This is a genomic window from Amycolatopsis lexingtonensis (genome assembly GCF_014873755.1).
Classification (GTDB): Bacteria; Actinomycetota; Actinomycetes; order Mycobacteriales; family Pseudonocardiaceae; genus Amycolatopsis; species Amycolatopsis lexingtonensis.
Genome location: NZ_JADBEG010000001.1, coordinates 9,461,908 through 9,476,567 on the forward strand (window position 1 = coordinate 9,461,908; position 14,660 = coordinate 9,476,567).

Consider the following 14,660-nt stretch of genomic DNA (forward strand, 5'->3'; position numbering starts at 1 on the left):
CCAACGAGGACCGGCTGGTCGAGTACCTCCGGCGGGTGACCGCCGAACTGCAGCAGACGCGCACGCGCCTGCAGGAGGTCGAGTCCGGCGAACCCGAGCCGATCGCCGTCGTCGGCATGAGCTGCCGGTACCCCGGCGGCGTGGCGTCGCCCGACGACCTGTGGGACCTCGTGCGGGACGGCCGCGACGCCGTCGCGCCGTTCCCCGCCGACCGCGGCTGGGACTTGGCCGCACTGTCCGATCCGGACGGTCGCGGTACCAGCCACGCGAACGCCGGCGGCTTCCTCGACGACGTCGCCGGGTTCGACGCGGACTTCTTCGGCATCTCGCCGCGGGCCGCGCTCGCGATGGACCCGCAGCAGCGGCTCCTGCTGGAGTCGGCGTGGGCGCTGTTCGAGGACGCCGGGGTCGACCCGGCGGCCCTGCGCGGCGGCCGCACCGGCGTGTTCGTCGGCGCGTCCTCTTCCGGCTACGGTAGTGGCTGGTCGGTCGCCCCCGAGGGCCTCGAAGGTCACCTGCTGACCGGCAACGCGGGAAGCGTGATCTCCGGCCGGCTCGCCTACCAGTTCGGCTTGGAGGGTCCGGCCGTCACCGTCGACACGGCGTGCTCGTCGTCGCTGGTCGCGTTGCACCTCGCCGCACAGGCCCTGCGTGCGGGTGAGTGTTCGCTCGCGCTCGCCGGCGGTGTCATGGTGCTGGCCTCGCCGACGCTGTTCGTCGAGTTCAGCCGCCAGCGCGGGCTGGCCGCGGACGGGCGCTGCAAGTCCTTCGCCGCCGCCGCGGACGGCACCGGCTGGGCCGAAGGCGTCGGCCTGCTCCTGCTGGAGCGGCTGTCCGACGCCCGCCGCAACGGCCACGAAGTCCTCGCCGTCGTCCGCGGTTCCGCGGTCAACCAGGACGGCGCGAGCAGCGGCCTCACCGCCCCCAACGGTCCTTCGCAGCAGCGGGTGATCCGCGACGCGCTGGCCGGGGCCCGGCTCGCGCCGTCCGATGTGGACGCGGTCGAAGCGCACGGCACCGGGACCCGGCTCGGTGACCCGATCGAGGCGCAGGCCGTGCTGGCCACCTACGGCCGCGACCGGCCGCACCCGCTGTGGCTGGGCTCGCTGAAGTCGAACATCGGGCACGCCCAGTCCGCCGCCGGGGTGGGCGGCGTGATCAAGATGATCCAGGCCCTGCGCCACGGCGTGCTGCCGAAGACCCTGCACGTCGACGAGCCGACGCCGCACGTCGACTGGGCGGCGGGGAACGTCCGGCTGCTCACCGAGACCCAGCCGTGGCCCGAGACCGGGCGGCCGCGCCGCGCGGGGGTGTCGTCGTTCGGGATGAGCGGCACGAACGCCCACGTGATCCTGGAGCAAGCCCCGGACGCCGTACCGGCCGCGCTGACAACCCTGCCGGTCACGCCGGTGCTGTTGTCCGCGCGGACCGCGTCCGCCTTGCGCGAGCAGGCCACACAACTGTCCACCGTGGATGTCGAGCTGTCCGAGCTGGCGGCCGCGCTGGCCACCCGCGGCGGACTGGACCACCGCGCCGCCGTCGTCGCTGCGGACCGGGACGCGATGCTGACCGCATTGCGCGAGTTCGACGTCATCCAGGGCGAACCCGGCGGCAAGACCGCGTTCCTGTTCACCGGGCAGGGGTCGCAGCGGGCCGGGATGGGCCGTGAGCTGTACGAGGCTTTCCCCGCCTACGCAACCGCGTTCGACGCCGTGTGCGCCCACCTCGACCCGCGCGTGCGGGAACTGTCGGGGTCGGCGGAGACCGAACTCGCCCAGCAGGCCATCTTTGCGCTGGAAGTCGCGTTGTACCGCCTGTTGAAGTCGTGGGGCGTGCGGCCCGACCTGCTCCTCGGGCACTCGGTCGGCGAGATCGCGGCCGCGCACGTCGCCGGCGTGCTCACGCTCGAAGACGCCTGTGCGCTCGTCACGGCGCGGGGCCGGTTGATGCAGTCCCTGCCGGAAGGCGGCGCGATGATCGCCGTCCAGGCATCCGAAAAGGACATTCAGCTGCCGGAGGGTGTTTCGCTGGCCGCGGTGAACGGCCCGGACTCGGTTGTGCTGTCCGGGGAAGAAACCGCGGTCACCGAGTACGCGGCGAAGTTCGCGAAGACCAAGCGGCTCAAGACCAGTCACGCCTTCCACTCGGCGCTGATGGAGCCGATGCTCGCCGAGTTCCGCACGGTCCTCGACCGGCTCTCGTTCGCCACACCGGCGATCCCGCTGGTGTCCACTGTGGAGCAGGACGCGGCGTGGGACGCGGACTACTGGGTCCGCCAGGTGCGGCAGCCGGTCCGGTTCCACGACGGCGTCGAGCGGCTGCGCGCCCAGGGCGTCACCGTCTTCGCCGAGCTGGGCCCGGCCGCGGTCCTCGCCCCGCTCACCGACGGTGCCGTCCCGCTGCTGCGCGCCGACCGGCCCGAGGCCGCCACGCTGATCCGCGGCCTGAGCACCCTGCACGTCCGCGGGACCGCCGTCGACTGGCCGGCGTTCTTCGGCGGCGCGCGGCGCCTCCCGCTGCCGCACTACCCCTTCGAGCACACGCGGTTCTGGCTGGACGCACCCGCCGCGACCGGCGACGTCACCGCCGCCGGGCTCACCCACCCCGACCACCCGCTGCTCGGGGCCGCGCTGGCGCTGGCCGACGGCGACGGTTTCCTGTGCACCGGCCTGCTTTCGCCGCGTTCGCACCCGTGGCTCGCCGATCACGTGGTGCTCGGTTCGACGCTGGTGCCGGGGACGGCGTTCGTGGAGCTCGCCCTGCGCGCGGCCGAGCAGGCCGGGTGCGACGGCATCGGCGAGCTCACCCTCGAAACGCCGCTGACCCTCCCGGACGCCGGCGTCGAGATCCAGATCACCGTCAGCGCCACCCGCGCCCTGCGGATCTACTCGCGCCCGGCGGGCGCGGCGTTCGACGAACCCTGGACCCGGCACGCGTCCGGCACGCTGACCAGTGGAAACCGGCTCGCCGCCGTCGCGGCCGAGTGGCCGCCCGCGGACGCCGAACCTGTCGACGTCGACGACCTCTACGCCCGGTTCGGCGATCGCGGGTTCGGCTACGGCCCGGCGTTCCAGGGCCTGCGCGCGGCCTGGCGGCGTGGCGGCGACGTCTTCGCCGAGGTGGCACTGCCGCTGGACAACGCGGGGAAGTTCGCGCTGCACCCGGCGTTGCTCGACAGCGCGCTGCACGCGATGGCGCTGGGCGTCCTCCCGGACACCGGCGCGGGCCGCGTGCCGTTCAGCTGGACCGGCGTGACGGTGTCCGGCCGCGGCCGCTCGGCCCTGCGGGTCCGGCTTTCGGCCACTGGCCCCGAGACGATCACGCTGGTGGCGACCGACGAAGCCGGGGAACCGGTCGTCGCGGTCGAGGCGCTGACCGTGCGGCCGGTGGCGGTGCCGCGGCAGTCGCTGTTCGCCCTCGATTGGCCGCAGCTGCCGCCGGGTGGCACGGCCGAGGACATCCGGCCGGTGTTCCTGACCGTCGACGCCGGTACGGATCCCGCCGCGGTGCACGCGGCCACCGCGCGGGTGCTCGCCGAGCTACAGGACTGGCTCGCCGCGGACCCCGCGCCCGACGAGCGCCTGGTCGTCGTGACGCGGGGCGAGGGCACCGACCTCGCGGGCGCGGCCGTGGGCGGTCTGGTCCGGGCCGCGCAGGCCGAGCACCCCGACCGGTTCCTGCTGGTGGAAACTGATGACGTCGAAGGGCTCACCCGGTTCCCGGCCGGGGAACCGCAGTTCGCGGTCCGCAACGGCCGGGTGTTCGTGCCTCGCCTGACCCGCGCCGCCGCTCCGGCGGCCGAGTTTCCCTCCTGGGACACGGTTCTCATCACGGGTGGCACCGGCGCGCTCGGCACCGCGCTCGCCCGGCACCTCCTCGAACGCGGGGTCGGCCGGGTCGTCGTCGCCGGTCGCCGTGGTCCGGACGCACCCGGGGCGGCGGCTCTCACTGGGCTGGGTGCCGAGGTCGTGGCCTGCGACTTCACCGACCGGGATGCCGTTTCGGCGCTGCTCGGCTCGCTGCCCGGCCTCGACGCGGTGGTGCACGCGGCCGGGGTGCTCGACGACGGCATCCTCACTTCGCTTACGCCGGAACGCTTCGAGGCCGTGCTGCGGCCGAAGGTGGATGCGGCTTGGCTGCTGCACGAACTCGCTCCGGACGCGCACCTCGTCCTGTTCTCCTCGGTGGCCGGTGTTTTCGGCGCGGCCGGGCAGGCGAACTACGCCGCCGCCAACGCCTACCTGGACGCACTGGCCGAGCACCGGAGGTCCGCGGGGCTGCCGGGCACTTCGATGGCGTGGGGTGCCTGGGAAACCGGCATGGCCGACGGACGTGACGGACTGTCCATCGAGGACGGTCTCGCGTTGTTCGACGCCGCACTGGCGGCGGACCGGGCGGTCAGCCTGCCCGTGCAGCTTGATCTCGCCGCCTTCCGCGGTGGGCCGGTGCCGGCGTTGCTGCGCGGCCTCGTCCGCACCCCGGCCCGCCGGGCCCGACCGGTTTCGTCGTTCGGTGACCGGCTGGCCGCCGCGCCCGCGGCCGAGCGCGAGACGCTGCTGCTGGACCTGGTCCGGACCGAAGCCGCGGCCGTGCTCGGGCACGAACCGGGCGCGCGCGTGGCCGCCACGCGCGCGTTCAGCGACCTCGGCTTCGACTCGCTGACCGCGGTCGAGCTGCGCAACCGGCTCGCCGAGGCGACCGGGCTCCGGCTGTCCTCGACGCTGGTCTTCGACCACCCCGGCGCCGACGCGCTGGCCGCGTACCTCGGTGCGGAGCTGCTGGGCACCTCGGTGTCCGAGGTCGCGGCGACCGTCGTCCGGGCCGACGAGCCCATCGCGATCGTGGGCATGAGCTGCCGGTACCCCGGTGGCGTCGGCTCGCCGGACGACCTGTGGCAGCTGGTCGCCCAGGGCCGGGACGGCATCGGGGAGTTCCCGGGCGACCGCGGCTGGAGCGTCGAACACAGCACCGAACCGGAGCGCCCGGGCACGACCTACACCCGCGAGGGCGGCTTCCTCTACGACGCCGCGGAGTTCGACGCGGCGCTCTTCGGGATCTCGCCGCGCGAGGCCGTGGCGATGGACCCGCAGCAGCGGTTGCTGCTGGAGACGTCGTGGGAAGCGTTCGAGCACGCGGGTATCGCGCCGGATGCGCTGCGCGGCAGCCGGACCGGCGTCTTCGCGGGCCTGATGTACCACGACTACGGCGCCCGGCTGACGACCGCGCCGGCGGACGTCGAGGGCTTCCTCGGCATCGGCAACTCCGGCAGTGTCCTTTCCGGACGTGTCGCCTACTCGTTCGGCCTGGAAGGCCCGGCGGTCACCGTGGACACGGCGTGTTCGTCGTCGCTGGTGGCCCTGCACCTGGCCGCGCAGGCGCTGCGGTCGGGTGAGTGCTCGCTGGCGCTGGCCGGTGGTGTCACGGTGATGGCGACCCCGGCGACGTTCGTCGAGTTCTCCCGCCAGCGCGGACTCGCGGCCGACGGGCGGTGCAAGTCGTTCGCCGCCGCGGCCGACGGCACCGGGTGGGGCGAAGGCGCCGGCGTGCTCGTCTTGGAACGCCTGTCCGACGCCCGGCGCAACGGGCACCGGGTGCTCGCCGTGGTCCGCGGCTCGGCAGTCAACTCCGATGGCGCTTCGAACGGCCTGACCGCGCCGAACGGGCCGTCGCAGCAGCGGGTGATCCGGGCGGCACTGGCGACTGCGGGGCTGACGCCGTCCGATGTGGACGCCGTCGAGGCGCACGGAACCGGTACCCGCCTTGGTGACCCCATCGAGGCGCAGGCGGTGCTGGCCACCTACGGGCGGGACCGGGCGGAGCCGTTGTGGCTCGGGTCGATCAAGTCGAACATCGGGCACACGCAGGCGGCCGCGGGGGTCGCCGGGGTGATCAAGATGGTGCAGGCCCTCCGGCACGGGATGCTGCCGAAGACGCTGCACGTCGACGAGCCGACCCCGCACGTCGAGTGGACCGACGGTGACGTCCGGCTGCTCACGGATTCCGTCCCGTGGCCCGCATCCGGCCGCGTGCGGCGCGCCGGGGTGTCGTCGTTCGGGATCAGCGGCACGAACGCGCACGTGATCCTGGAGGAGTACCCCAATGTGGCGTTGGGTGCGTCAGACGCACCGAACGCCACATTGGGTGCGTCCAGCGCACCCAACGCCACATTGGGGCGCTTGGGGCTGGCCGTGCCGTGGGTGCTCTCGGCCAAGTCGCCGTCCGCTCTTCGTGAGCAGGCACGGCGGTTGCTCGCGGCGCCGGAACAGCCGGTGGCTGCCGTCGGTAGGACATTGGCTACCGGGCGCGCGACGCTGGACCACCGCGCCGCCGTCGTCGGAGCGGACCGGGGCGAGCTGCTGCGTGGCCTCGAAGCCGTGGCGGCGGGATCGTCCGCACCGGGCACCTATGTCGGACAGGCTGCGAGTGGCAAGCTCGCGTTCCTGTTCACCGGCCAGGGTTCGCAGCGGCCGGGGATGGGTCGCGAGCTGTACGAGACGTTCCCGGTGTACGCGGCGGCGTTCGACGCGGCTTGTGCGTACCTGGATCCGCGGGTCAAGGAACTTTCGGGCGCGCCGGACACCGATCTTGCCCAGCAAGGCATCTTCGCGCTCGAAGTCGCACTGTTCCGCCTGCTGGAGTCGTGGGGTGTCCGGCCGGACGTCGTGATCGGGCACTCGGTGGGGGAGATCGCGGCCGCGCATGTGGCCGGGGTGTTGAGCCTGGAAGATGCGGCCACGCTGGTTGCCGCGCGGGGGCGGTTGATGCAGGCGCTGCCTGAGGGTGGCGTGATGATCGCGGTTCAGGCGTCCGAAAAGGACATCGAGCTGCCGGATGGTGTTTCGCTGGCGGCGGTGAATGGGCCGGATTCGGTGGTGCTGTCCGGTGAGGAAGCCGCGGTGGTCGAGTACGCGGCGAAGTTTGAAACGACCAAGCGGCTCAACACGAGTCACGCGTTCCACTCCGCCTTGATGGAGCCGATGCTCGACGAGTTCGCGGCCGCGATCGACGGGCTCACCGTCGCCGAGCCGGTCATCCCGTGGGTGTCCACTGTGGAAAGTGGCCCGGACTATTGGGTCCGTCAGGTCCGGGAGTGTGTGCGCTTCGCCGACGCGGTCGCGGCCACGGACGCGGGGACGTTCGTCGAGATCGGTCCGGACGCCGTGTTGAGCGCCATGGTCGATGGTGCCATTCCGGTGCTGCGCAACGGTCACGGCGAAGTGCGGACCACGATGGCCGCCCTCGCGCGGCTGCACGTGCAGGGGGTTTCGCCCCGGTGGTCGGCGGTGTTCGGCGAGTCGACGCCGGTCGATCTGCCCGCCTACGCCTTCGAGCACACCCGCTACTGGCTCGACGCGGGTCCCGCCGCCGGTGACGTGACCGCGCTCGGGCAGTCCGCACCCGGCCACCCGCTGCTGGGAGCGGCCGTCGAGCTGCCGGACGCGGGGACGGTGTTCACCGGCTCGCTGTCGGCCCGCACCACGCCGTGGCTGGCCGAGCACGAGGTCCTGGGCACGCCGTTGCTGCCGGGCGCGGCGTTCGCCGAACTGGCGTTGCGTGCGGGCGCGGAACTGGGCTGCCCGGTCGTCGAGGAACTGACGCTGGGCGCGCCGCTCGTCCTGCGCGGCGATGTCGCCCTGCGGGTGACGGTCGGCGCTGATCGCGGGGTCACCATCCACTCGCGACCGTCCGATGCGGACACTTGGACACTGCACGCCACCGGCAAGGTGAGCGCCGCGGCCCCCGAAGCGGAAGACCTCACCGAGTGGCCACCCGAGGGAGCGGTGGCCGTGGACGACCTCTACGACCGCGCTGCCGAGCAGGGCTTCGGTTACGGCCCCGCTTTCCAGGGTTTGCGAGCCGCCTGGCGCGACGGCGAGACGGTGTACGCCGAGGTCGCACTGCCGGAGGGCTACGCATCGGAGGAGTACGGACTCCACCCGGCCCTGCTCGACGCCGCCCTGCACGGACTCGGTCTCGGCGGCTTCGTCGACGGCCCGCACCTGCCGTTCTCCTGGACGGGCGTCTCCCTGACGGCGTCCGGCGCGGCCGCTCTGCGCGTGCGCGTCCGGCGTGCGGGCCAGGACGCGGTCGCGCTGACCCTCGCCGACGAGACCGGCCGGGCGGTGGCGAGCGTCCGTTCGCTCGCGCTGCGCCCGGTGTCCGCGGCGCAGGTCACGCCCGCGCAGTCGGTGTACCGCCTCGACTGGGTTCCGGCCGACGTCATCGAGCCGACGCCTGTCGTCGCCGTCGAGTGGGAATCCTGCGGGCTGGCCGACGCCGTGACGAACGCCCTCGAGCTGGTGCGGAACTGGCTCGCCGACGAGCGGTCCGCCACGGCCCGCCTGGTTGTCGTCACCCGGGGTGCCGTGGCGACGCGGCCGGGGGAGGACGTCACCGACCTCACCGCCGCCGCGGCTCGTGGCCTGCTGCGGACCGCGCAGCAGGAGCACCCGGGCCGGTTCGTGCTGGCCGATCTCGGGCCGGACGACGACCTCCCCGCGTTGCCCGACGAGCCGGAAGCCGCCGTCCGGGACGGCCGCGTCCTCGTGCCGCGGCTGGCTCGCGCCGAGGCCGCCGGTGAGCCCGTGACGATCGCCGAGCCAGACGGGACCGTCCTGATCACCGGCGGTACCGGCGCGCTCGGCGCGGCCGTCGCGCGGCGGCTCGCGGCGCAGGGGGCAGGGCACCTCGTGCTCACTTCGCGCCGCGGTCTCGACGCCCCGGGGGCGAAGGACCTCGTGGCCGAACTGGAAGCCGGCGGTGCCAAGGTCACCGTCGCCGCGTGCGACGTCGCCGACCGCGACGCGCTGGCCGAGCTGGTGCGAGAACTGCCGCCGACCGCGGTCGTGCACGCCGCCGGCGTCCTCGACGACGGCCTCCTCGACGCCCAGGACGCGGCCCGCCTCGCCGCCGTGCTCGGCCCGAAGGCCGACGCCGCCCGGCACCTGCACGAGCTGGTCCCCGACGCGCACCTGGTGCTCTTCTCCTCGGTCGCCGGCGCGTTCGGCAGCGCGGGGCAGGCCGGGTACGCGGCCGCGAACGCCTACCTCGACGCGCTCGCCGCCCACCGCGCGGCGCACGGGCTGCCCGGCCGGGCGCTTGCCTGGGGCCCGTGGCTCGACGGTGGCATGGCCGCCGAACTCGCCGCGGCCGAGCGCCGCCGCATCGAACGCAGTGGCCTGCGCCCGATCGACACCGAAACCGGGCTGGCCCTGTTCGACACGGCGTTCGCCCACGCCGAACCCGTGCTGTGGCCGGTGCTGCTCGACCACGCGGGCCTGCGCGCCCAGGGCGAGCACCTCCCGGCGATCCTGCGCGGGCTCGTCCGGGTGCCGGTCCGGCGGGCCGCCTCGGCGCCGCGCACGGAGAACCTGCTCGAAGTCGTCCGCGCGGAGGCCTCGGCCGTGCTCGGGCACGCGTCGGCTGCCGCGGTCGAACCCGGCCAGGCGTTCTCCGACCTGGGGTTCGACTCGCTGACCGCGGTCGAGCTGCGCAACCGGCTCGACACCGTCACCGGGCTCCGGCTCGCCGCGACCGTCGTGTTCGACTACGCCACCCCCGCCGCGCTGGCGGCACACCTCGAAGCCGAGCTGACCGGCGAACGCGCCGACACCTCGGCCCCGGTGCTCGCCGCCGTCGACGAGCCGATCGCGATCGTCGGCATGAGCTGCCGCTACCCCGGCGGCATCGCCTCGCCGGACGACCTCTGGCGGCTGGTCCTCGACGGCCGCGACGGCATCGGGGAGTTCCCGGCCGACCGCGGCTGGGACGTCGACTACGACCCCGACCCCGAGCGCACGGGCACGACCTACACCCGCGAGGGCGGTTTCCTCTACGACGCGGCGGAATTCGACGCGGCGTTCTTCGGGATCAGCCCCCGCGAGGCGCTTGCGATGGACCCGCAGCAGCGGCTGCTGCTGGAGACGTCGTGGGAGGCGTTCGAGAGCGCCGGGATCGACCCGGGTGTGCTGCGCGGCAGCCGCACCGGGGTGTTCGCCGGCCAGATGTACCACGACTACGGCGCCCGCTTGACGAGCGTGCCCGAGGGCGTCGAAGGGTTCGTCGGCATCGGCAACTCCGGCAGTGTCCTTTCCGGACGCGTGGCCTACTCCTTCGGGCTCGAAGGCCCGGCGGTCACCGTGGACACGGCGTGCTCGTCGTCGCTGGTCACCCTGCACCTCGCCGCGCAGGCGCTGCGTTCCGGGGAGTGCTCGCTCGCGCTGGCCGGCGGTGTCACGGTGATGGCGACCCCGGCGACGTTCGTCGAGTTCAGCCGTCAGCGCGGGCTGGCGCCCGACGGCCGCTGCAAGCCGTTCGCGGCGGCCGCCGACGGCACCGGCTGGTCGGAGGGTGTCGGCGTGCTCGTCCTGGAACGCCTGTCCGACGCCCGGCGCAACGGCCACCGGGTGCTCGCCGTCGTCCGCGGTTCCGCGGTCAACTCCGATGGCGCGTCGAACGGTCTGACCGCGCCGAACGGGCCGTCGCAGCAGCGCGTGATCCGGGCCGCGCTGGCGGCCGCGGGACTCGAACCGTCCGATGTGGACGTCGTCGAGGCGCACGGAACCGGGACCCGGCTCGGGGATCCCATCGAGGCCCAAGCGGTGCTCGCCACTTACGGGCAGGATCGGGAAACGCCGTTGTGGCTCGGCTCGATCAAGTCCAACCTCGGGCACACCCAAGCCGCCGCGGGCGTCGCGGGCGTGATCAAGATGGTCCAGGCTCTTCGCCACGGCGTGCTGCCGAAGACGCTGCACGTCGACGAGCCGACCCCGCACGTCGACTGGACCACCGGTGCCGTCCGGCTGCTCACCGAGCCGGTCGAGGGGCCGGTCCGGCGCGCCGCGGTGTCGTCGTTCGGGATCAGCGGCACCAACGCCCACGTCATCCTCGAAGCCGCTCCGGCGCCCGCCGAGGCGGCCGTCCCGGCGCACCCGTGCCCGCCCGTCGTGCTCACCGCCAAGTCGCCGGCCGCCCTGCGCGCCCAGGCGACGCGGCTGCGGGCGCACCTGGCCGGCCACCCGCTCCCGGCAGTGGCGCATGCGCTGGTCACCACGCGGACGCAGCACGCCCACCGCGCCGTCGTCGTCGGGGACGTCCCGGCCGGGCTGGCCGCGCTCGGCCGCGGCGAACCCGGCGTCGTCACCGGTTCCGTGGTGCCGGACGGCCGGACCGCGTTCCTCTTCACCGGCCAGGGTTCGCAGCGGCCGGGAATGGGCCGTGAGCTGTACGACGCGTTCCCGGTGTACGCGGCGGCGTTCGACGCGGTCTGCGCGTACCTGGACCCGCGGGTCGAGGAACTTCCGGGCGCGGCAGACACCGATCTCGCCCAGCAGGGCATCTTCGCGCTCGAGGTGGCGTTGTTCCGCCTGCTGGAGTCGTGGGGCGTTCACCCGGACGTCGTCGTGGGGCATTCGGTGGGGGAGATCGCGGCGGCACACGTCGCCGGGATTCTCACCTTGGAAGACGCGGCCACGCTGGTCGCGGCGCGGGGCCGGTTGATGCAGGCATTGCCCGAGGGTGGCGTGATGATCGCGGTCCAGGCGTCCGAAAAGGACATTCAACTGCCGGATGGTGTGTCGCTGGCCGCGGTGAACGGCCCGGACTCGGTCGTGCTCTCCGGCGAGGAAGCCGCGGTCACCGAGTACGCGGCGAAGTTCGAGAAGACCAAGCGGCTCAACACGAGTCACGCGTTCCACTCCGCACTGATGGAGCCGATGCTCGACGAGTTCCGCGCAATCGTCGAGGGACTGGCTTTCGCTGAGCCGGTGATCCCGATCGTGTCCACAGTGGAGGAGGGCGATCCAGCCACGGCCGAGCACTGGGTCCGTCAGGTCCGCGAGCCGGTCCGGTTCCACGACGCCCTGCGCGCCACCGGTGCCACGGACTTCCTGGAGCTGGGGCCGGACGGCGTGCTGTCCGCGCTGGTCGACGACGGCGAGGCCGTCCCGGCGATGCGGGCCGGTCATCCGGAGGTGGAAACCCTGCTCACGGCGCTGGCCCGGCGGTACGTCCGGGGTGGCGCGGTCGACTGGGTCGCCGGCTTCGGGCCCGGTGGCGGGCACGTCGACCTGCCGTCGTACGCCTTCCAGCGCGAGCGGTTCTGGCTGGCCGCCGCGCCGTCCGGCGACGTCACCTCGGCGGGCCTGGCCGCGACCGGCCACCCGCTGCTGGCAGCGGTCGTGCCGCTGGCGGAGGAGGACGGCGTCCTCGGCACGGCGCGGCTCTCGCCGCGGACGCACCCGTGGCTGGCCGACCACACCGTCGGCGGGACCACGCTGCTGCCGGGCACCGCGCTGCTGGAACTCGTCCTGCGGACCGCGGCCGAAGCCGGCTGCGACGTCGTCACGGAACTGACCCTGGAAGCGCCGCTCGTGCTGCCGGACCAGGGGGTTCAGGTGCAGGTCACGGTCGGCGCCCCCGATGCCGGGGCGCGGCCGGTGCGGGTCCACGCCCGCCGGGACGCCACCGAGCCGTGGACCCGGCACGCCGAAGGCACGGTCACCGAAGGCGCGAAACCGTTGGTGGCTTTGACGGAGTGGCCGCCCGCCGGGGCCGAGCCGGTCGCGGTCGACGACGTCTACCCGCGGTTCGCCGACGCCGGATTCGGCTACGGGCCGGCGTTCCAGGGCCTGCGGGCCGCTTGGGCGCGTGACGAAGAACTGTTCGCGGAGGTCGGGCTGTCCGACGTCCCGGCGGGGTTCCTGCTGCACCCGGCGCTGTTCGACGCGGCCCTGCACGCGGCGGCGCTGCGCGGCGACGGCACGGCTCAGCTGCCCTTCGCGTGGACCGGCGTGCACCTCGCGGCGACCGGGGCCACGAGCCTGCGGGTCCGGCTGACCCCGGTGCCCGAAGGGTTCGCGCTCGCGCTGGCCGACGGGACGGGCGCGCCGGTGGGCGTCGTCGACGCGCTGGCCCTGCGGCCGTTCTCGGCCGAAGGACTCGGCGTGCGTGACGCGATGTTCCGCGTCGACTGGGTCCCGGCCACCGGCACGCCGCTCACGCGTTGTGCGGTGCTCGGCGATGACCCCGACCTGGTCGCCGCGCTGGAGCGGTCCGGTGTCGAAGTCGTGGCGCAGGATTCGGCCGAAGTGGCGTACCTGCCCGTGCCGCGGGGTGCGGGTGCGGTTCCGGACGTGGTGCGGGAGATCGTCACGAGCGTGCTGGCCACCGTGCGGGAGTGGGTGGCCGGGGACGGGCCGCGGCTGGTCGTCGTGACCCGGGGCGCGGTCGCCACGCGGCCCGGCGAGGACGTGCCGGACCTGGCCGCGGCCGCGGTGTGGGGCCTGCTGCGGTCCGCGCAGGCCGAGCACCCGGACCGGTTCGCGCTGCTCGACCTCGACGGCCCGGCCGCCGTGCCGGTCCTGACCGAGGAACCGCAGGCGGCGGTCCGCGAAGGCGCTCTCCTGGTGCCGCGGCTGGCCCGGGTCCGTCCGACGGACGGTGCGGCCCCGGCGGTCGCGGGGAAGGTGCTGGTCACCGGCGGGACGGGGGCGCTCGGCGCGGCCGTCGCCCGCCACCTGGCCACGCGGGGTGCCGGGCACCTGGTGCTGGTCAGCCGCCGCGGCGAGGCCGCGCCGGGAGCGGCCGAACTGGCCGCTGACCTGCGCGCACTCGGCGCGGACGTCACGCTCGCCGCGTGCGACCTCGCCGACCGGGACGCGGTGGCCGCGCTGCTCGCCGAGCATCCGGTCACGGCGGTGGTGCACGCCGCCGGCGTGCTCGCGGACGGCGTCGTCGAGACCCTCACGCCGAAGCAGGTCGAGACCGTGCTGCAGGCCAAGGCCGACGCCGCCTGGCACCTGCACGAACTGGCCGGCGACGTCACCGAGTTCGTGCTGTTCTCCTCGGCCGCGGGCACCCTCGGCACGCCGGGGCAGGCCAACTACGCGGCCGCGAACGCGTTCCTCGACGCGCTCGCCGCCCACCGCCGCGCGGCGGGCCGGCCCGCGCAGTCCCTCGCTTGGGGGCTGTGGGCCGGCGGCATGGGCGACGGCGAACGCCGGGGCGGCGTCACCGCACTGTCCACTGAGGACGGACTTGCGCTGTTCGACGCGGCCCGCGCGGACGGCTCGGCGACGCTGGTCCCGATGCGGCTCGACCTCACCGTGCGGGGCGAAGTGCCCGCGCTGCTGCGGGGTCTCGTCCGGCCCCCGGCCAGGACAGCCGCACCCGCGCAGCTGCGGGAACGGCTGGCCGCGGTGCCTGCGGCCGGGCGGCTCGACGTGCTCGTCGGGTTCGTCCGCGCCCAGGTGGCGGCCGTGCTCGGGCACGCCGACCCGGACGCCGTCCCGGCCCGGCAGGCGTTCCGCGACCTCGGCTTCGACTCGCTCACCGCGGTCGAGCTGCGCAACCGGATCGGCGCCGAAACCGGCCTGCGGCTGCCGCCGACGCTGGTGTTCAGCTACCCGGACGCGACCGCGCTCGCCACGCACCTGGAAGCCGAGCTGCACGTCGAACCCGACCTCGCCGCCGTGCTCGCGGCGATCCCGGTGGACCGGCTGCGCGAAGCCGGGCTGCTCGACGCGCTGCTGCGGCTGGCCGGCCCGGACACCGGGCCCGCCGAACCCGCCGAAGCCTCGATCGACGCCATGGACGTGGACGACCTCGTCTCCCTGGCCCTCGATCTTCCCTGACCAGAACGAAACCGCGGAGACCGACCA

Annotated in this window: 1 pseudogene; it reads left to right on the plus strand. The window is 74.3% G+C overall.

What is annotated here, in order from left to right:
• Positions 1-2: 2 nt before the first annotated feature.
• Positions 3-14,409: pseudogene (locus H4696_RS44060) on the plus strand (SDR family NAD(P)-dependent oxidoreductase); the annotation flags it as partial.
• Positions 14,410-14,660: the final 251 nt, after the last annotated feature.